Raw genomic sequence first — 18835 nt, 5'->3', positions numbered from 1 at the left:
CGGGGACAGCGGGGACGTTTAAGGATTCTTTAAGCTCAATGGGCTCCCCCTGAATCCCACTGGAGGACCCCCACATGCTCACCAACTCCACCCGGCGCTGGCTGGCCGGGATCGGCGTCGCAGGCGCGTTCGTCGCCGCCTCCGCCACCCCCGCCGCCGCCGTCGAACCGGCCACCCAGCTGGGTGTGTTCATGAACGACATCACGATCGCGGCCGGCACCGCGGGCAAGGTCGCGTCTCCCCGGCTGAACGCCAGCAAGCCGGTGATCGTGCGCGGTCTCACCGTCCGTTACGACTACACGGGCCTCGCCGGCAAGGTGAAGCTCACGCCGGAGATCGACACCGAGTGCACCAGCCCGGAGCAGAACGTCCTGGTCTGCCAGGATCGGTTTGAGGTCGGCCTCGAGGAGTGGGCCTACGGCGGCCTGTTCAGGGTGGCCGTCGCCCCGACCGACTCGGCCAAGGACGGCGACAGCGGCAAGCTCAAGACGACGGTGAGCGCCGACGGTTTCGACGCCGTCACCGACGAGTCCACCGTCCGGATCGGCGAGGGCGTCGACCTGGCCGCCGGCCCGCGGACCGAGCTCTCGCTGCGCCCCGGGAAGAGTTTCACCACGCCGCTGAAGGTCACCAACGCGGGTGAGACCACCGTCAAGGGTGCTACCGCCATCTTCTCCAACGACTACGGCCTGAACGCCGGCAAGCACAACAGCAACTGCACCTACGTCGGCGACGAGCTGCGTACCTGCCAGTTCAAGGACGAGATCCCGGCGGGCACCACCCTCAGCGCCACCCTGCCGTACGTCCTCGGGGCAGACTCCTTCGCCCCCGGCTTCAAGGCTGGCGAGATCCAGTGGATGACCCCGGCCGAGTTCGAGGACTTCCAGGTGTACCTCGACCACCACGGCATCACGATCGGCGAGCCGGGCACCGACGGGGAACTGACCCTGGCCAAGGCCGGCGCCAAGATGACCGCCAATGCTGTCCAGGCGGACACCCAGCCGGACAACAACTGGTCCAGCCTCCAGGTGACGGTCACCGGCAAGAACAGCACCGACCTCGAGGCGCTCGGCGCCAAGCTGACCGGCAAGGCCGGTGACACGGTGAAGGCCACCGTCGGGGTCCGCAACAACGGCCCGGCGACGCTCGACTACAGCCGGGGCGACAGCTCCGTCACCTACATGGCGCTCGACGTGCCCGAGGGCACGACCGCGGTCGAGGTGCCGCAGAACTGCATGCCGGCGAACGGCGACAAGTGGGGCGAGCCGGGCAAGCCGGGGGCGCGCCACTACTTCTGCTACCTGGATCCCTTCCTCAAGGCCGGCGACACCGCCACCCTGGACTTCACGCTCCGCATCGACAAGGTGATCGCGAACGCGACCGGGCTCGTGAAGATCAACGTGCCGTGCAAGTGCGATGGCGGCTTCTACAAGGACCTGAAGCCGGCCAACGACACCGCGAAGATCGTGGTGAACGGCACGGGCGGAGGCAGCACCGGCGGCGACGGCGGCCAGGGCACCCCGGGCACGGCCGACGGTGGCCAGGGCGGCGGTGACGGCGACACCCTGCCGATCACCGGTTCCGCCACCGGCCTGATCGCCAGCGTCGGCGCCCTGCTCCTGGTCGCCGGCATGGGCGGCTACGTGGTGGCCCGCCGTCGCAAGACCCGGTTCGTCGCCTGATCGGCACGACACCACCCGACGCTCCGTCGACCGGCACCGGTCGGCGGGGCGTCGCCGTTCCGCCGCGTCGTCAGTGCGGAAAACCGGACGACGCACGATCGACGTAGCTGACACCATCGACGAGTGCTGCTGACCCTGACCACGACCCATCGTCCCGCGACCGACCTCGGCCACCTCCTCGTCAAGCACCCGGACCGAGTGCAGAGCTTCGACCTGCCGACGGGCACCGCGCACGTGCTCTATCCGGAGGCGGACGAGCAGCGGTGCACGGCGGCGCTGCTGGTCGAGATCGACCCGCTCAAGCTGGGCGGCGGTCGGGGCCGCAGGCAGGCGGCCACCCCGGGCACGTTCACCCTCGGCCAGTACGTCAACGACCGCCCGTACGCCGCGTCCAGCCTGCTCTCCTCGGCGCTGGCCAAGGTGTTCCGGTCGGCGCTGCGCGGCGAGTCCCGCGCCCGGCCGGAGCTGGCCGTCGCCCCGATCCCGCTGGCGGTACGGGCGCCGGTGCTGCGCTGTCGGGGCGGTGCCGAACTGGCCGTACGGGTCTTCGCCCCGCTCGGCTGGGCGGTGACGGCCACCCCGATCCCGCTGGACGAGGCGTACCCGGAGTGGGGCGACAGCCGCTACGTCGACCTGACGCTCACCGGCACGCTGCGGGTCGCCGACGCGCTCAACCACCTGTACGTGCTGCTGCCCGTGCTGGACGACGCCAAGCACTACTGGGTGGCGCCGGACGAGGTGGACAAGCTGCTCCGGGCCGGCGCGGGCTGGCTGGCCGACCACCCGGAGCGGTCCCTGATCACCCGCCGCTACCTGGCCCACCGCCGGGCCCTCGCGGGCGAGGCGCTGGCCCGCCTGGCCGAGCTGCGCCTCGCCGACGAGACACCCGCGGACGACAGCGTCGAGAGCGACCAGCCGCGCGAGGCACCCCGCGCCTCACTGGCCGTACGCCGGCGCGAGACGGTGCTGGCCGCGCTGCGGGCCAGCGGCGCCAGCCGGGTGCTGGACCTGGGCTGTGGGGGTGGGGCGCTGCTCGCCGCGCTGGTCGCCGACCGGCGGTTCACCGAGATCGTCGGCACCGACGTGTCCAGTCGTGCGCTCGCCCTGGCCGCCCGGCGGCTGCGGCTGGACCGGCTGCCGGAGCGGCAGCGGGACCGGATCAAGCTGTGGCAGTCGGCGCTGACCTATCGGGACGACCGGCTGCGCGGGTACGACGCGGCGGTGCTGATGGAGGTCGTCGAGCACGTCGACCCGCCGCGCCTGCCGGCGCTGGAGGACGCGGTGTTCGGGCACGCCCGGCCCGGCACGGTCGTGGTGACCACCCCGAACGTCGAGTACAACGTCCGCTACGAGGGGTTGGGCGCCGGGCGGTTCCGGCACGCCGACCACCGCTTCGAGTGGACCCGGGCAGAGTTCGCCGCCTGGGTCGACCGGGTGGCGACGGCCCACGGCTACACCGCCACGATCGGCGGCATCGGCGACGACGACCCGGACGTGGGCAGCCCGACACAGATCGCGGTGCTGACCAGCACGGAACAAACGACCCGGAAGGAGGAGACCACCGCATGACCATCCTGGACATTCCCGAGCTCGCCCTGGTGGCGCTGGTCGGCGTCTCCGGGTCGGGCAAGTCCGCCTTCGCCCGGCGGCACTTCCTCCCCAGCCAGGTGCTCTCCTCCGACGCGTTCCGGGGGATGGTGGCCGACGACGAGAACGACCAGTCCGCTTCCGCCGACGCGTTCGACGCGCTGCACCACGTCGCCGGGCTGCGGCTGCGCCGGGGCCGGCTCACCGTGGTCGACGCGACCAACCTCCAGCCGCACGCCCGGGCCGCACTGGTCAAGGTGGCCCGCGAGCACGACGTGCTGCCGGTGGCGATCGTGCTGGACGTACCGGAGGCGCTGGCCTGGGAGCGTACGCAGGGCCGGGCCGACCGGACGCACGGCCGGCAGGTGCTCGCCCGGATGCAGCGGGACCTGCGGCAGTCGTACGGGCGGCTGGCCCGTGAGGGCTTCCGCAAGATGCACGTGCTGCGCGGGGTCGACGAGATCGACGCCGCCGAGATCCGCTACGAGAAGCTGTTCAACGACCGGCGCGAGCTGACCGGGCCGTTCGACATCGTCGGCGACGTGCACGGCTGCCGGGAGGAGCTGGAGGCGCTGCTGCTCCGGCTGGGCTGGGACCTGCGCCGCGACGACGCGGGCCGCCCGGTGGACGCGGTGCACCCGGCCGGGCGTACCGCGGTCTTCGTGGGTGACCTGGTGGACCGCGGCCCGGACTCGCCCGGCGTGCTGCGGCTGGTGATGGGCATGGTGGCGGCCGGCCACGCGATCTGCGTGCCGGGCAACCACGAGCAGAAGCTGCTGCGCAAGCTGCGCGGGCGGGACGTGCGGCTCACCCACGGCCTGGCCGAGACGATGGCCCAGTTGGAGTCGGAGCCGGAAAGCTTCGTCGCCGAGACGGCGACCTTCATCGACGGCCTGGTCAGCCACTACGTGCTGGACGGCGGCCGGCTGGTGGTCGCGCACGCCGGCCTGAAGGAGGCGTACCAGGGCCGGGCGTCGGGCCGGGTGCGGTCGTTCGCCCTGTTCGGGGAGACCACCGGCGAGACCGACGAGTACGGCCTGCCGGTCCGCTACCCGTGGGCACGCGACTACCGGGGCTCGGCCATGGTCGTGTACGGCCACACTCCCACCCCCGAGCCGGAGTGGGTGAACAACACCATCTGCATCGACACCGGCTGCGTCTTCGGTGGCACGCTCACCGCGCTGCGCTACCCGGAGAAGGAGCTGGTCGCCGTCCCGGCGGCGAAGGAGTGGTACGCCCCGGCCCGCCCGCTGGTCGCGCCCCCGCCGAGCCGCCCGGACACCGTGCTGGACCTGGCCGACGTCACCGGGCGGCGGCACCTCGCCCACGCGTACGGGACGCTGACCGTGCCGGCGGAGAACGCCGCCGCCGCGCTGGAGGTGATGAGCCGGTACGCGGTCGACCCGGGCCGGCTGGTCTGGCTGCCGCCGACCATGGCGCCCTGTTCGACGTCGACCGTCGAGGGGTTCCTGGAGCATCCGGAGCAGGCCTTCGCGGACTACCGCGCCGCCGGTGTGGAGCGGGTGGTCTGCGAGGAGAAGCACATGGGCTCGCGGGCCGTGGTGCTGGTGGAGCGGGAGCCGGGGCGGTTCGCCGGCGGGGCGGTGTACACCCGTACCGGCCGGCCGTTCTTCGGGCCGCCGCTCGACGACGAGCTGCTGGCCCGGGCCCGCGCGGCGGTCACCGCGGCCGGCCTCTGGGCCGAGCTGGGCACCGACTGGTTGCTGCTCGACTGCGAGCTGCTGCCCTGGTCGGCGAAGGCGGGCGGGCTGATCCGCGAGCAGTACGCCGGGGTCGGCGCGGCTGGCCGGGCCGCGCTGCCGGCGGTGCTCGCCGCGCTGGACGCCGCCGCCGGCCGGGGGCTGCCGGTCGGGGAGCTACGCGGCCGGATGGCCGACCGGGAGTCCGAGGTGCGGGCGTACTCGGCGGCGTACCGGGCGTACGTCGGGCCAACTGACGGGCTGCGTGGGGTGACGTTGGCGCCGTTCGCCGTGCTGGCCGGGGCCGGAGCCAGCTACGCCGACCGGGATCACGACTGGCAGCTGGCACTGGCGGACCGGCTCTGCACGGCGGATCCGGAGTTCTTCACCCCGACTCGGCGGCAGATGGTCGACCTGACCGACGCGGCGGCGGTGGCGGCGGCGACCGACTGGTGGCTGGCGCTCACCGCGGCCGGCGGTGAGGGCATGGTGGTCAAGCCGTACGCCGGTCTCGCCGCCCGGTCGCCGAAGGGCGCACTGCTCCAGCCGGGGATCAAGTGCCGGGGCCGGGAGTACCTGCGGATCATCTACGGCCCCGGGTACACCGAGCCGGGGCAGCTGGCCGCACTGCGCAAACGCTCGCTGGGACGCAAGCGCGGCCTGGCTTTGCGCGAGCACGCCCTCGGGCTGGCCGCCCTGGACGCCCTCGCCGAGGATGCCCCGCTCTGGCGCCGCCACGAACTCGTCTTCGCCATCCTCGCCTGCGAGTCCGAGCCCGTCGACCCCCGCCTTTGACCTGGTACGCCCGGTCCGGCATGACGCCGGACCGGGCTTCGGTACCCTTTGTGGCCGTGGACACAGCAGAGAAGACCCGGATGCTCTCCGAGAGCGTCGCGCTGAACCCGCTCGACCCGAAGGAGCTGATTCACACCTTCGGCCTGATCGGCGTCTGGGCGATCCTCTTCGCCGAGACCGGCCTGCTGGTCGGCTTCTTCTTCCCCGGCGACTCGCTGCTCTTCCTGGCTGGGGTGGCCTCCTCGTCGGTGGCGGACGCGATCTTCGGCGCCGGCACCCGCCTGAACCTGGTCGCGCTGCTGATCGGCGGGCCGATCTGTGCGATCGCCGGTGCCCAGTTCGGGCACTGGCTCGGCGGCCGGTACGGCCGGCGGATGTTCGAACGCCCCAACTCCCGCCTCTTCAAGCGGGAGTACGTGGAGAAGGCCGAGTACTACTTCCAGAAGTTCGGCCCGGCGAAGGCCGTGGTGCTGGCCCGCTTCATCCCGATCGTGCGGACCTTCCTCAACCCGGTGGCCGGGGTACTCGGCATGCCGGCCCGGCAGTTCCTGCTCTGGAACATCGTCGGCGCGGTCCTCTGGGTGGACGGCATCCTGCTGATCGGCTACCTGCTGGCCGCCCAGATCTACAACGCGATCGGCGACAAGATCGACCGGTACATCCTGCCGGTGGTCGCGCTGATCATCGTGATCTCGGTGCTGCCGATCTTCTTCGAGTTCCTCCGCGACCGACGGGCACGCAAGCGCGGCGAGGCGGTCAGCGTGGTCGCCGCGTCCGGCACGGCCGGTGCCATCGACGCGCTCCGTCCAGAGGCCGGGGACGACGACGACTCGCAGCACGGCCGGCACGGCCGCTGATACTGGGTACGCCGATTGGCCGGTCCCCCTGCGGGGGCCGGCCAATCGGCAACGGCCTGTCGACCTGCGGGTGGTACGGATGACGGGCAGCCGTCACCGTCCGGTGGCGCCACCCCTGGCACGCCACCCGACGCCGCCTCGAGTGAGGCGGCGTATGCCCATCCGGGCCCGGCTGGCGGCCATAATTCGGCCTCCGCGCCGCTAGACGGCACTCCGGACCGAATGAAGGCCGGGCGGCCATCCGACCTCGGCGCCGCTAGACGGCACCCCAGGCCGGACGAAGGCCAGTCTGAGGCCGCGCCGCGACCCCGGACAGCCCACCCGGACCTCGGATACGTCCGGTTTCAGCGGGCCTTCTTGGTGGCCCGCTTCCGCGGCGGGGTGAGCAGGTCCGCGATCGTGGCGATCGCGGTCGGCACCAGTCGGTAGTACGCCCAGACTCCACGCTTCTCCCGCTCCAGCAAGCCGGCCTCGGTGAGGATACGCAGATGGTGGCTGACCGTCGGCTGCGAGAGGCCGAGCGGCGCGGTGAGGTCACACACGCACGCCTCGCCCTCAGGCGCCGACTGGATCAGGCTGAGCAGCCGCAACCGGGCAGGGTCGGCGAGGGCCTTCAGCACCCCCGCGAGACGCTCGGCATCGGCACGTTCGATCGGCTCGCCGGCGAGCGGCGAGATCTGAGGCATGGTCATTTCAGCCAACGCAGTTCCCACGTATTCCATCCTTCCACCAGCAGCATCGATCCGCCTGCATATCAACAGGTCCGAATCGGCAAACTTTTACGCCACAAGGCCGAGGTCAGCCAACGTATAGGCCGCTCGATACGGCAGTCCGGCGGCTCGCACCGCGTCGCCGGCGCCTCGATCAACAATAACCGCTACCCCAACCACCTCGGCCCCGGCCTCACGCAACGCCTCGACCGCGGCCAACACACTGCCGCCGGTGGTCGACGTGTCCTCGACCGCCAGGACCCGGCGGCCCACGACGTCCGGCCCCTCGATGCGCCGCTGGAGGCCGTGCGCCTTGCCCGCCTTGCGGACCACGAACGCGTCCAGCGGCCGGTCGGTCTCGGCCGCCGCGTGCAGCATCGCCGCGGCAACCGGATCGGCCCCGAGGGTCAGTCCACCCACCGCGTCGTACTCCCAGTCGGCGGTGAGGTCACGCATCACCCGACCGACCAACGGCGCCGCTCGGTGATGCAGCGTGACGCGACGCAGATCGACGTACCAGTCTGCCTCGCGGCCGGACGAGAGCACCACGCGCCCATGGACCACAGCCAGGTCGGTGATGAATTTACGCAGGTCGTCGTGGTCCCCCATGGCGATAGAGAGTACTGCGCAGTTCTGAGGAACGTGTGTCGGGTCCTCCGGGATCAACCCTGCGGGCGACCGACGGATGGCGATGTCCGGCTACGCTACGCGACCGTCCATCCGGGCCGACGGGCGCCGATCCCGTCGCCGGGACGCCCACCGGACCGGCCTGAGGTCAGTCGGCACCACGTGCGACCCGCCCGCGGGTGTCCCGGGAGACGCCGTGCAGCAGCCGTCGGGGCGCGTGCCGCAGGCCCGCCACGACCAACTTGTACTTCCAGCCCGGCACACTCACCAGCTTGCCTTTCCGCAGGTCACGCAGCCCTTCGTCGACCACGTCGTCGGCTCGCAGCCACATCCAGGCCGGGATACGCGACATGTCGATGCCGGCGCGCTCGTGGTAGCCGGTACGGGTGTAGCCAGGGCAGAGTGCCATCACCCGTACCCCGAACGGCGCCACCGACCGGCCGATCGACTCACTGAAATTCGTGACCCACGCCTTGCTGGCCGAGTACGTCGAGCCCGGCATCGGCACGCCGAAACCGGCAACGGAAGAGATATTTATCACTGCCCCGTTGCCCCGCTCGGTCATCGGGCCTAGGGCCGCGTGGGTCAGCCGCAGCACCGCCAGCACGTTCAGCCGGAGCAGTCGGGCCTCGTCCTCGACGGCCGACCGGACGAACGGGGTGTTGAGACTGGTCCCGGCGTTGTTCACCAGCAGCCCGACCGGCGACTCGGCGAGGAGCCGGCGCTCCACCGCCGTACAGCCGTCGTCGGTGGACAGATCGGCGGAAATGGTCTCGACGCGGCGGTCGTAGCGGCGGGTCAACTCGGCGGCGGTGGCGTCGAGCCGGTCGGCGTCCCGGGCCACCAGGACCAGGTCCCACCCGTCGGCGGCGAGCCGGCGGGCGAACGCCTCGCCGATGCCCAGGCTGGCACCGGTGATCAACGCGAGACGCGGGGAGTGGTTGGCCTCATCGGTCACGGGCGGTCCTCGGGGGATGGGATCGGCCCGGGCGGGGCCGACGGGGGTGGAGTCGAGGCGGGCGGGGGTGGAGTCGGCGAGGGTGGAGTCGGCCCGGGCGGAGGGGCAGTCGGCTGGCCGGGCGGCGGGGCCCAGGGCGACGGGGATCCGTAGGCCGGCGGGGCCGACGCGGGCGGGGCCGAGGCGGGCGGGGCCGAGGCGGGCGGGGCCGACGGACCGTAGGCCGGCGGAGCTGACGCGGACGACGGGCCGTAGGCCGGGCCGGCGCCGACGGTCGGCGCGGCCGGGGGCGTGGGACCCACCGGCGGCGTGGGACCGATGGTCGGGCCCGAGGGCATGGGGCCCGCCGGGGGCGTCGGGCCGGCGGTCGGGCCCGAGGGCATGGGGCGGCGGAAGAAGGCACCGGCCGCGGGGAGGACCAGCAGTACGGCGACCAGCAGGTACCCGAGGAGCTGCGCCACCGACACGGCCGCGTTCAGCGGGATCCACCAGGCCGGGTACGCATCGCCGACGAGGGCGAGCAGGTCGGCGGTGACCTGCTCGCCGGAGCCGAGGCGCAGTGGGACGGCTCGCTGGCCGATCAGCACCGCCAGGCCACAGCAGCCGAAAAACAGGCCCAGCCCGGAAACGACCCAGGTGAACACCCGGGCGCCGGGGCGGCCGGAGAGCAGGCCAACGGCGAGCCCGACGAGCACCAGCGCTATGAGCACGCTGATCACGGCCGACAGCACGGTGGAGGCGCGTACCAATGACGCCACCGTGTCGATCTCGCCGCCGCTGGCTCCGGTCCCGGCCGCCGCCGCGCGGAACCGGTCCACCGTGCCGCCCGTGACGAGCAGGCTGGCGACCGCGTACGCCACCGCGCCGACCACCATCAGCAGCAGCACCGCCGCCGCCGAGGCGACCGGCCCCGGGCGGCGGGGCGGGGCCTGAACGGGATACGACACGACAGATCCCTCCGGTAGGCGTCGGCTTGCAACCTACTCGGAGGGATCGTCGGCGTCGCTGTTATCGGAACGTCAACTTCCCGAGGGCGGCTCCCACTCGCGGCGCTCGCCGGGCTCCGGTGATGGGCCGGGCTGCCCCGGAGCCGGCGGTTGACCCGGCTGGCCCGGGACCGGCGGCTGGCCCGGCTGGCCCTGAGCCGGCGGATAGCCCGGTGTCTGCGGGTAACCGGGGGCTTGCGGATAGCCCGGCGCCTGCGGATAGCCCGGGGCCTGGGGGTAACCGGGGGTCGACGGGTAGCCCGGGTAGGCCGCACCCGGCACCGGAGGCTCCCAGATCGGCTGCGGCTTGCGGAAGTACTCGTTCGCCTTGGGCAGCGCCAGCAGGATCAGGGCGGCCAGCAGGGCGAGCAGGTCGAGCAGGCCAAGCGCGGTGGAGAGCGGGCTGTACCAGGACGGCAAGGCCTCCTCCAACCGGCGCTGGATCTCCTGGCTGCTCGGCATGTTGCCGCTGGTCGAACCGCCGTTGGTCAGGCCGCCGGCCGCGTTGCTCACCAGGCCGCCGCCGGTGCAGCAGAGCAGGATGCCGCCCAGCACCCAGGTGGTGATCCGGGCGCCGTTCTTGCCCCGGTTGTTCAACAGGGCGAGGACGACAAGCCCGATCGCGAGCAGCAGCGAGATCACGGCCGCCCCGATGCCGATCACATAGGTGAGATCGGCCGCCGGCTCGCCAGGGGTGCCGCGGTAGGCGTCCCGCAACACGTCGCGGAGCGTGCCGATGGTGAACAGCGTCAGGATCAGGTTCACCACCTGGATGGCGGCGACGAGGATGAGTAGCCAACTGGACGCCGTCACCACGCCCGGACGGGCGCGGGGCGCCGACCCCGAGGTATCGGCCATGATTCTCCCTCCCTGGATCACACGCCTACCGTAACGAGCCCGGGCCAGGTGAGCACAGGCCCGCGCCTGGTCATCAGCCGTGCCGGGCCGCCTGCTCGGAGCCGCCCTGCGGGTAGATCATCACCTCGGCACGGTGCAGCTTCTCGCCGAGGTTCACCGCCCAGCCGGCCTCCCCGTACGACTCGAAGGCGAGCCGGGCCCCGCCGGGCGCCTGGTAGTCGTGGTAGCGCATGGTGCCGCGCGGGGCGAGGCCGGTGCCCTCGGTGGCGGTGTAGCGCGCCTGGCCGGACTCGTCCCAGCTGTAGCGCCGACCGGCGACATCCAGAGTGGGCGCGCCCGGGGTGACGGTGGCGGACGGCTCGCTGGTCCAGAGCACCAACTCCAGGTCCGGGTCCTCCTCGACGGAAAGCCAGCGCCTGATCCCGACCGCGTCGTCGAGCAGGTGCTCGGCCCAGCTCCATCCGCCCTCGACCAGGTGCACCGAGCCGCGGACGGTGTACGGCACCTGGCGGATCTCCACGATGTCGCCGGGCTTGAGCCGGCGCGGGTCGCCGCGCAGGGCGTCGCCGTCCCGGACCTGGTCACCGGGGGCCGGCGTACGCGACCCGGACCGGGCCTTGCGTAGCACCACCACGCCGATCGCCACACCGGCCACTCCGACCAGACACCCCGTCACCACGTACGCCGTCGAACCGTTCACGACCGCCTCCCCACGCGCCCAGCAGAGACGGTAACAACCCGCTCACCTCGCCGAACAGCTCGTCTGCTGAGTCAGCGGTCAGCTATCTGGCGTACCGGCACCCGGGTCGGTCGGTTGTCCGGTGGCGCTCGGCGTCGGCCTCCATGCCGAGTGGTTCACTCCGCGGTGAGCCGCTCCGCCGCGTACGCGCCGAGCGTGGTCTGGTCCATCAGGCAGCCGGTGAACGTGGTGAGCTCACCCGGGTCGTCGCGCAGCCGGGTCCAGGCCGCGCGGCCGGCCGCCCGGTCGACGGTGTCCAGCAGCGCGGCGGCGTACGCCTTCCCGGCCGGCGAGCCATGCTCCAGCAGCTGGTCGAGCTGCTGCCGGGCCTCCGCCGGATGCGCCTCCAGCGCTCGCTCCACCTGCCGGTACGCCTCGGTCGCCGGCAGCAGCGTGCCGGCGATCCCCACCCCGCCGAAGGCAAGCGTGTCCGCCGCCACCAACTCCCGGACGGCCGCACCCAGTTCCCGTTCCCAGTCCCCGTCTCCCACCATCCCCCCATCCTTCCCCCACCGGGCCCGCCCCGACAGCAGTCGATCAAGAGTTTGCGGCGGCACAGGTGGCGCGCTCGGCGACCCGTACCTCTCGGTCAACGGGTCCGGCCGGATCCGCGGTCGCGGATCCGGCCGGGTTGGGCGGTGTCGGTCAGGCGGCGGTCACGGCGAGGGCATCCTTGGTGTCGGCCAGGTCGACCCGGACCGTGTCGCCGTCGCGGATCTGGCCGGCGAGCAGCGCCTTGGCGAGCTGGTCGCCGATCGCCGACTGCACCAGCCGGCGCAGCGGGCGGGCACCGTAGATCGGGTCGTACCCGTGCTCGGCGAGCCACACCCGGGCGGCATCGGTGATGACCAGCGCCAACCGCCGGTCGGCGAGACGCTTCCGCATCCGGTCGAGCCGGATGTCGACGATGGTCCGCAGGTCCTCGCCCTGGAGGGCGGCGAACACCACGATGTCGTCGAGGCGGTTGAGGAACTCCGGCTTGAAGTGCGACCGGACCACCGCGAGGACGCCCTCCCGGCGCTCCTCCTCGGTCAGCGTCAGGTCGCTGATCACCGACGATCCCAGGTTCGAGGTGAGGATCAGGATCGCGTTGCGGAAGTCCACCGTACGGCCCTGGCCGTCGGTGAGCCGGCCGTCGTCGAGCACCTGGAGCAGCACGTCGAAGACGTCGGGGTGGGCCTTCTCCACCTCGTCCAGCAGGATCACCGAGTACGGCCGGCGGCGCACCGCCTCGGTGAGCTGCCCGCCCTCCTCGTAGCCGACGTACCCGGGCGGGGCGCCGACCAGGCGGGCGACGGAGTGCTTCTCGCCGTACTCGCTCATGTCGATGCGGACCATGGCCCGCTCGTCGTCGAAGAGGAACTCGGCGAGCGCCTTGGCCAGCTCGGTCTTGCCGACACCGGTCGGACCGAGGAAGAGGAAGCTGCCCGTCGGACGGTCCGGGTCGGCGACGCCGGCCCGGGCACGGCGGACCGCGTCGGAAACGGCTGCTACCGCCTCGGACTGGCCGACCACGCGGGCGCCCAGCGATTCCTCCATACGCAGCAGCTTGGCGGTCTCGCCTTCCAGCAGCCGGCCGGCGGGGATGCCGGTCCAGGAGGCGACCACGGCGGCGATGTCGTCCGCGCCGACCTCCTCCTTGAGCATCGCGCCGTCGGCCTGGAGCCGGGACAGCTCCTCCTCGGCCTGCTTCAGCTCGGCCTTGAGCGCGGGAATCTGGCCGTACCGCAGCTCGGCGGCGCGTTCGAGCTCGCCGTCGCGCTCGGCCCGCTCGGCCTCGCCGCCGAGCCGCTCCAGCTCCTCCTTGGCCGTGGAGAGCTTGGTGATGTGGCTCTTCTCCAGCTGCCAGCGCTCGGAGAGCGCGGTGAGCTGCTCGCGCTTGTCGGCCAGCTCCCTGCGTAGCCGCGCCAGCCGCTCGGCGGAGGCGGCGTCCGGCTCCTTGGCCAGCGCCATCTCCTCGATCTCCAGCCGGCGCACCGACCGCTCGATCTCGTCCACCTCGACCGGCCGGGAGTCGATCTCCATGCGGAGCCGCGACGCGGACTCGTCGACCAGGTCGATCGCCTTGTCGGGCAGGAACCGGTCGGTGATGTAGCGGTCGGACAGGGCGGCGGCGGCGACCAGCGCGGCGTCGGTGATGCGCACGCCGTGGTGCACCTCGTAGCGCTCCTTGAGGCCGCGCAGGATGCCGATGGTGTCCTCGATGGTCGGCTCGCCGACCAGTACCGGCTGGAAGCGGCGCTCCAGTGCCGGGTCCTTCTCGATGTGCTCGCGGTACTCGTCCAGCGTGGTCGCGCCGACCATCCGCAGCTCACCGCGGGCCAGCATCGGCTTGAGCATGTTGCCGGCGTCCATCGAGCCCTCGCTCTTGCCGGCGCCGACGACGGTGTGCAGCTCGTCGAGGAAGGTGATGACCTGACCGTCGGAGTTCTTGATCTCCTCCAGCACCGACTTCAGGCGCTCCTCGAACTGGCCGCGGTACTGCGCGCCGGCCACCATCGCGCCGAGGTCGAGCGAGACCAGCTTCTTGTCCCGCAGCGACTCGGGCACGTCACCGGCGACGATCCGCTGGGCCAGGCCCTCGACGATGGCGGTCTTGCCGACGCCCGGCTCGCCGATCAGCACCGGGTTGTTCTTGGTACGCCTGGACAGCACCTGGATCACCCGGCGGATCTCGGAATCCCGGCCGATGACCGGATCGATCTTCCCGTCGCGGGCGCTGGCGGTCAGGTCCACGCCGTACTTGGCGAGGGCCTGGTAGGTCTGCTCCGGGTCGGCGGTGGTGACCCGCCGGTCCCCGCCGCGTACGGTCGGGAAGGCGGCGACCAGGTTCTCCTCGGTGGCGCCGGAGCTCTTGAGCGCGACGGAGACCGCGCCGCCCACCCGGGCCAGCCCGGCGAGCAGGTGCTCGGTCGAGGTGTACTCGTCGCCGAGCGGCCGGGCGATCTGCTCGGCGGCTCCGATGGCGTTGACGAACTCGCGGGCCAGGGTGGGCTCGGCGATGCTGGAGCCGCGTGCGGCGGGCAGCGCGTCGACCGAGCGCTGGGCGACCCGGCGCAGCTCGGCGGGGTCGGCCCCGACGGCGCGCAGCAGGCCGGCGGCGGTCGAGCCCTCGGTGCCCAGCAGCGACAGCAGCAGGTGCCAGGGCTCCACGGTGGCGTGACCGCGTTGGTTCGCCAGCGCGACGGCACCGGTGATGGTCTCGCGGCTCTTGGTGGTGAGGCGTTCCGTGTTCATGGGCTCCCCCGGATCGGCGTGTCCGCTAGGACCGACACAACCAGAGTTGAGTCTATTCCGCTCAACTCCAACGGTGTGAGCTGGCTCACTTCACCGCGAAGGCCGGTCAGCGGGGCAGGCGAGCCGTACAGGGCGTTTCATGATCGGCGCGCAGGACGCAACGCCCGCCGCCGTCGAGCTTGCGGTCACAGAAAACCCAGTGGCGTACGCACTGGTTGTCCTCGGTCGAGACGGTGATCCCGCCGAGGTCGACAGCGGCCAGGAAGGCCAGCAGAGTGGCCGCCCGGCACCAAGCTGCCGAGCCGATCACAACTGTGCAAGGAATACGGCGTGTCGGACACCGTTTTCGGCAAGGCCATGATGATCCTGCGTGCGACCGGTCTGACCGAGACTCTCGAAGGGGTCGGCGTATTCGTCGCCGAGCCCAAGTAGGCGAATGCGGGTAGGCGGATCGGGCAGCGGGCTGGGTCATGATCCGTGACAGGCACGCTGGGTTTCCCTCGGCGTGTCGGCTCGCTGGACTGCCAACGATCATGGTTGGCGGACGTTCGGAGTGATGGCACAAACGACTCAGCTCCAAAGGGCGACCACCACAGGTGCCGGCCGCCGGAGCGCGACAGCACACGGCAGCACACCGGACCACAGCACGGCCGGTCGTCAGTCGCCGACCAGGGCCACCCTGATCCACTGGCGGGCGCCGGGCGGGCCGACGGCGAGGATGACCTCGTCCGGGGCCTTGGCCACCAGCGTGCCGTCATCGAGCAGGTAGAGGTAGTGCTCGGGGCCGACCGGCCAGCTGACCCGCTCGTACCGGCCGTCCACCACCACGCCCACGCCGTCCGGCCCGGTCACCGCCACCCGCCCGGCACCGACCGGCGCCACCGAGCGCATGTCGTCGGGGTGGCCGGCGGCCCGCACCAGCTGCCAGTTACCCCGATAAATCCAGAGCGCCGGGAAGCCCATCCGGTCCGGCCGCTCCCCGATCAGCCAGACCTCGCCGTCGGGCGCGGACATCACCCGCACCACCTCCACCTCGCCGTCGGGCGCCGGCACCGGGCTCCGCTGCCAGCTCCGCCCCTGGTCCGTCGAGACCGCGGCGTACGGCCGCCCGTCGGCCGCACCGGCCGCCACCAGCAGGTCCCCCGCCTCGCGCACCGCACTCACCATCGGCAGTCCGGGCTGGACGGCCAACGGGCGCAGCCGGCGACCGTCCCAGCGGGCCACCCGGCCGCTGTCCCCGGCCATCTGGAACTGGCCGCTGGCCCCGACCAGCGCGGGCGGCTCCGCGGCCTCCGGATAGTGGATGAAGGTCACGCCGCCGTCGGTCGAGGCGTACCAGCCGAACGGCTCGGCATTGAGCGCGAGCAGGCCCTGCGGGGCGTAGAGCTGCTGGTTCTCCGCGACCGGCCGGGGATGCAACAGCGCCTGCCAGGACCGGCCGCCGTCCCGGGTGGCGAAGAGCAGCGCGGGACAGTCCCGGCCGGGCGGCCCGCCGTCGCAGGTGGCGAAGAGGGCGTACGCCCGATCGGCGTCGACGAACTCGATGACCGGCGGGTCGTACCGGTCGGGTACGGCGACCCGGACGACGCGTACCTCGTGAACGTCGGCGGCCGGCGGCGTGGTGGCGACCGGCTCGGGCGACACGGACGCCCGGTTCGGCGGCGGACGCCGGACATCTCCGATCGAACAGGCCACCAGCAGCGGCAACATCAGGAAGAGTGTCGCCATGCGGCCCGATCGCCGGTTCACGACACCTCCAACGCAAGGTAGCCTCGCCCGCGTGCGAGTACGTGTTGAACAGACTGCCCTACCGGGGATCGGAGTACGTCACGATCTGGTGACGGAATCCGGCCGCCGGCTCGGCGTGGTCTCCCACCGCAACGGCCGTCGTGACCTGGTTCTCTACGATCCAGACGATCCGGACTCCTGTCAGGCGGACATACCCCTCACCGACGACGAGGCGGAGGCGCTCGCCGACATCCTCGGCGCGTCCCTGATGCTCAGCCAGCTCTCCGGGCTGCGCGACCAGGCCGCCGGGCTGCTCACCGAGCAGATCGCCATCCCCGCCGGCACCAAGTACGTCAACCGGCAACTGGGCGACACCCAGACGCGGACCCGCACCGGCGCGTCCATCGTCGCGGTGCTGCGCCACGGCGAGGTGATCGTCTCACCGGATCCCACCTTCCGCTTCGCCGCCGGTGACGTGGTGGTCGTGGTCGGTACCCGGCAGGGCCTCGACGGGGTGAGCGCGATCCTTGCCGAAGCAGACCCGGACGGCTGAGGCGCGGATGCACGAAACCACAACACTGCTCGTCGAGGTCGGCGCGCTGCTGCTCCTGCTCGGCCTGCTCGGCCGGCTCAGCCGGCGCTTCGGCGTCTCACCCATCCCCCTCTATCTGCTCGCCGGCCTCGCCTTCGGTACGGGCGGCATACTGCCGCTCAACGCCAGCGAGGAATTCTTCGCCATCGGCGCGGAGATCGGTGTGATCCTGCTGCTGGTCATGCTCGGCCTGGAATACAGCGCCAGCGAACTGGTGGGCAACCTCCGTTCGGCGGCCCCGGCCGGCCTGATCGACGCGCTGCTCAACGCGCTGCCCGGCTTCGCCTTCGCGCTGCTGCTCGGCTGGGGCTGGCTCGCGGCCGTGGTGCTCGCCGGCGTCACCTGGGTCTCCTCGTCCGGGGTGATCGCCAAGGTCCTCGGCGACCTCGGCCGGGTCGGTAACCGGGAGACCCCGGTGATCCTCTCCGTCCTGGTGATCGAGGACCTTGCGATGGCCCTCTACCTGCCGCTGCTCACCGCGCTGCTCGCCGGGATCGGCTTGATCAAGGGCGGCATGGCGCTCGCCGTCGCGGTGTTCACCGTGATCGCCGTGCTGTTCGTCGCCATCCGGTACGGCCACCTGATCTCCTCGGCGCTCTCCGCGAAGGATCCGGAGGCACTGCTGCTCGGGGTGCTCGGGCTGACCCTGCTGGTCGCCGGCGCCGCGGCCAAGCTCCAGGTCTCCGCGGCGGTCGGGGCGTTCCTGGTCGGCATCGCCCTCTCCGGGCCGGTGGCACACCACGCCACCGAGTTGCTGTCGCCGCTGCGGGACCTCTTCGCCGCGGTCTTCTTCGTGTTCTTCGGGCTGGTCACCGACCCGAGGGACATGCCTCCGGTGCTGCTGCCGGCACTGGCGCTGGCCGTGGTGACCATGGGCACGAAGCTGCTCACCGGTTACCTGGCGGCCCGGCGAGCCGGGATCGCCGAGCCCGGTCGATGGCGGGCCGGTTTCGCGCTCACCCCGCGCGGCGAGTTCTCCATCGTCATCGCGGGGCTCGCCGTCGCCGCCGCGCAACCGGTGGAGTCCAAGCTGGCGGGGCTCGCCACGGCGTACGTGCTGATCACCGTGGTGACCGGACCGCTGCTGGCCCGGCTGCCCGACATGCCCTGGTTCAAGCGCTGGTTGCGCCAGCGGGTCGCCGCCCGGCCGCCCGCACCGGTGCCGGCCCCAGAATGAGTACGTCGGGCCGGGTCGGCCTAACGGCCGCCCCGGCCCGGCCAACGGTTGGCGAATTGGTTCTGGGAAGGTCTACCGCCGGTACGCCGAACCGCGTTACCGTTTCGCCCCAGCGCCAGGCCCGCGGGTGGCCGGTGGCTTCGCCAGCGGAAACGGAAGGTTGGCCGGTGAGCGTGCAGGAAGAGACGTTCCGCGGCTTCGCCAACCCGGTCGATCCCTCACCGGCCGAGCTGCGAACGTGGGCGTACCAGCCGAATTCCGTACCGCTGGCCTCGATGCCCCCGGACTGGGACCTGTTGGTCTCCGGTGGCCACCTGGTGGGGACGCTCTTCGAGCTGGCCATGGATCCGGCCTGCCCGGCCCGCCGGTTCGCCCTGCACTGCCTCTACATCTACGCCGCCGACGGCATCCAGACGAAATTCCGCGCCCACCCGAAGCGCCGCTTCCGCAAGCTCGTCGAGCACGCCGAACGGGCCGGCGACGAGCTGATGCGCAACTGGGCGCACAACAGCCGGGTGCTGCTCGCCCGGCCGGACCTCTTCGCCTACCGGGACTGGTGCGAGGGCGGCCTGGTCCGGGAGAACCGCCGACTCTGACGAAAG

16 protein-coding genes and 1 pseudogene are annotated in these 18835 nt (G+C 72.1%); 8 read left to right on the top strand and 9 right to left on the bottom strand.

What is annotated here, in order from left to right:
* The first annotated feature begins 74 nt into the window (after window positions 1-74).
* The 4 genes from ACNAW0_RS07885 to ACNAW0_RS07870 all read left to right on the top strand — a co-directional run bounded on the left by ACNAW0_RS07885 (window position 75) and on the right by ACNAW0_RS07870 (window position 6621).
* Window positions 75-1682 carry an LPXTG cell wall anchor domain-containing protein gene (locus ACNAW0_RS07885; protein ID WP_416287073.1) on the top strand — a complete coding sequence of 536 codons (1608 nt, stop codon included), beginning with the start codon at window positions 75-77 and terminating at the stop codon, window positions 1680-1682.
* Window positions 1683-1805: 123 nt separating this feature from the next.
* Entirely contained in the window at window positions 1806-3251 is a 1446-nt protein-coding gene (locus ACNAW0_RS07880) for a 3' terminal RNA ribose 2'-O-methyltransferase Hen1 (RefSeq protein WP_416287072.1), read from the top strand.
* Window positions 3248-5764: a polynucleotide kinase-phosphatase gene (locus ACNAW0_RS07875; protein WP_416287071.1), complete on the top strand. Its 2517-nt coding sequence runs from the start codon at window positions 3248-3250 to the stop codon at window positions 5762-5764. Before ACNAW0_RS07880 ends, ACNAW0_RS07875 begins: the two co-directional genes overlap by 4 nt.
* Window positions 5765-5844: 80 nt before the next feature.
* Entirely contained in the window at window positions 5845-6621 is a 777-nt protein-coding gene (locus ACNAW0_RS07870) for a DedA family protein (protein WP_416287180.1), read from the top strand.
* A 344-nt stretch (window positions 6622-6965) separates the two neighbouring features.
* Here the strand turns inward: ACNAW0_RS07870 and ACNAW0_RS07865 are convergent, their stop codons facing one another.
* The 8 genes from ACNAW0_RS07865 to clpB form a co-directional block, all read right to left on the bottom strand.
* Window positions 6966-7343 (bottom strand): ArsR/SmtB family transcription factor, encoded by a 378-nt coding sequence (locus tag ACNAW0_RS07865; protein WP_007073957.1) that lies wholly within the window; start codon window positions 7341-7343, stop codon window positions 6966-6968.
* Window positions 7344-7400: 57 nt separating this feature from the next.
* Window positions 7401-7940: an orotate phosphoribosyltransferase gene (pyrE, locus tag ACNAW0_RS07860; RefSeq protein ID WP_416287179.1), complete on the bottom strand. Its 540-nt coding sequence runs from the start codon at window positions 7938-7940 to the stop codon at window positions 7401-7403.
* A gap of 166 nt (window positions 7941-8106) precedes the next feature.
* Complete coding sequence (locus ACNAW0_RS07855) at window positions 8107-8916, bottom strand: SDR family NAD(P)-dependent oxidoreductase (protein ID WP_416287070.1); 810 nt, start codon at window positions 8914-8916, stop codon at window positions 8107-8109.
* Window positions 8913-9863, bottom strand: a complete 951-nt coding sequence (locus ACNAW0_RS07850) for a hypothetical protein (RefSeq protein ID WP_416287069.1) — start codon at window positions 9861-9863, stop codon at window positions 8913-8915. The genes ACNAW0_RS07855 and ACNAW0_RS07850 overlap by 4 nt, the downstream gene beginning before the upstream one ends.
* Window positions 9864-9935: 72 nt before the next feature.
* A complete protein-coding gene (locus ACNAW0_RS07845; RefSeq protein WP_416287068.1) occupies window positions 9936-10760 on the bottom strand; it encodes a hypothetical protein in 825 nt (274 codons plus the stop codon).
* A gap of 73 nt (window positions 10761-10833) precedes the next feature.
* Window positions 10834-11460: a DUF4178 domain-containing protein gene (locus tag ACNAW0_RS07840; RefSeq protein ID WP_416287067.1), complete on the bottom strand. Its 627-nt coding sequence runs from the start codon at window positions 11458-11460 to the stop codon at window positions 10834-10836.
* 155 nt (window positions 11461-11615) lie between these two features.
* Window positions 11616-11993: a hypothetical protein gene (locus ACNAW0_RS07835; protein WP_416287066.1), complete on the bottom strand. Its 378-nt coding sequence runs from the start codon at window positions 11991-11993 to the stop codon at window positions 11616-11618.
* Between the two features lie 151 nt (window positions 11994-12144).
* Entirely contained in the window at window positions 12145-14736 is a 2592-nt protein-coding gene (gene clpB / locus ACNAW0_RS07830; protein WP_416287065.1) for an ATP-dependent chaperone ClpB, read from the bottom strand.
* 273 nt (window positions 14737-15009) lie between these two features.
* Here clpB and ACNAW0_RS07825 point away from each other — a divergent pair.
* Window positions 15010-15168: pseudogene (locus ACNAW0_RS07825) on the top strand (GntR family transcriptional regulator); the annotation flags it as partial.
* Between the two features lie 225 nt (window positions 15169-15393).
* Here the strand turns inward: ACNAW0_RS07825 and ACNAW0_RS07820 are convergent.
* The gene (locus tag ACNAW0_RS07820; RefSeq protein ID WP_416287064.1) at window positions 15394-16464 is read right to left on the bottom strand and encodes a hypothetical protein; all 1071 of its coding nucleotides are present in this window, start codon (window positions 16462-16464) and stop codon (window positions 15394-15396) included.
* Between the two features lie 52 nt (window positions 16465-16516).
* Here ACNAW0_RS07820 and ACNAW0_RS07815 point away from each other — a divergent pair, with 52 nt between their 5' ends.
* From ACNAW0_RS07815 to ACNAW0_RS07805, 3 genes are all read left to right on the top strand, one after another.
* Window positions 16517-17017 (top strand): cation:proton antiporter regulatory subunit, encoded by a 501-nt coding sequence (locus tag ACNAW0_RS07815; protein ID WP_416287063.1) that lies wholly within the window; start codon window positions 16517-16519, stop codon window positions 17015-17017.
* 7 nt (window positions 17018-17024) lie between these two features.
* Entirely contained in the window at window positions 17025-18233 is a 1209-nt protein-coding gene (locus ACNAW0_RS07810; RefSeq protein ID WP_416287062.1) for a cation:proton antiporter, read from the top strand.
* Between the two features lie 167 nt (window positions 18234-18400).
* Window positions 18401-18829, top strand: a complete 429-nt coding sequence (locus ACNAW0_RS07805; protein ID WP_416287061.1) for a hypothetical protein — start codon at window positions 18401-18403, stop codon at window positions 18827-18829.
* Window positions 18830-18835: the final 6 nt, after the last annotated feature.

Source organism: Micromonospora sp. SL1-18, from assembly GCF_047921505.1.
Classification (GTDB): Bacteria; Actinomycetota; Actinomycetes; order Mycobacteriales; family Micromonosporaceae; genus Micromonospora.
This window is presented reverse-complemented; position numbering and strand designations above follow the sequence as displayed.

Coding starts and splice junctions, on each gene's coding strand:
- ACNAW0_RS07885 (WP_416287073.1), top strand. CDS start 75: ATGCTCACCAACTCCACCCGGCGCTGGCTGGCCGGGATCGGCGTCGCA.
- ACNAW0_RS07875 (WP_416287071.1), top strand. CDS start 3,248: ATGACCATCCTGGACATTCCCGAGCTCGCCCTGGTGGCGCTGGTCGGC.
- ACNAW0_RS07870 (WP_416287180.1), top strand. CDS start 5,845: ATGCTCTCCGAGAGCGTCGCGCTGAACCCGCTCGACCCGAAGGAGCTG.
- ACNAW0_RS07865 (WP_007073957.1), bottom strand. CDS start 7,343: ATGGAATACGTGGGAACTGCGTTGGCTGAAATGACCATGCCTCAGATC.
- pyrE (WP_416287179.1), bottom strand. CDS start 7,940: ATGGGGGACCACGACGACCTGCGTAAATTCATCACCGACCTGGCTGTG.
- ACNAW0_RS07845 (WP_416287068.1), bottom strand. CDS start 10,760: ATGGCCGATACCTCGGGGTCGGCGCCCCGCGCCCGTCCGGGCGTGGTG.
- ACNAW0_RS07835 (WP_416287066.1), bottom strand. CDS start 11,993: ATGGTGGGAGACGGGGACTGGGAACGGGAACTGGGTGCGGCCGTCCGG.
- clpB (WP_416287065.1), bottom strand. CDS start 14,736: ATGAACACGGAACGCCTCACCACCAAGAGCCGCGAGACCATCACCGGT.
- ACNAW0_RS07820 (WP_416287064.1), bottom strand. CDS start 16,464: ATGGCGACACTCTTCCTGATGTTGCCGCTGCTGGTGGCCTGTTCGATC.
- ACNAW0_RS07810 (WP_416287062.1), top strand. CDS start 17,025: ATGCACGAAACCACAACACTGCTCGTCGAGGTCGGCGCGCTGCTGCTC.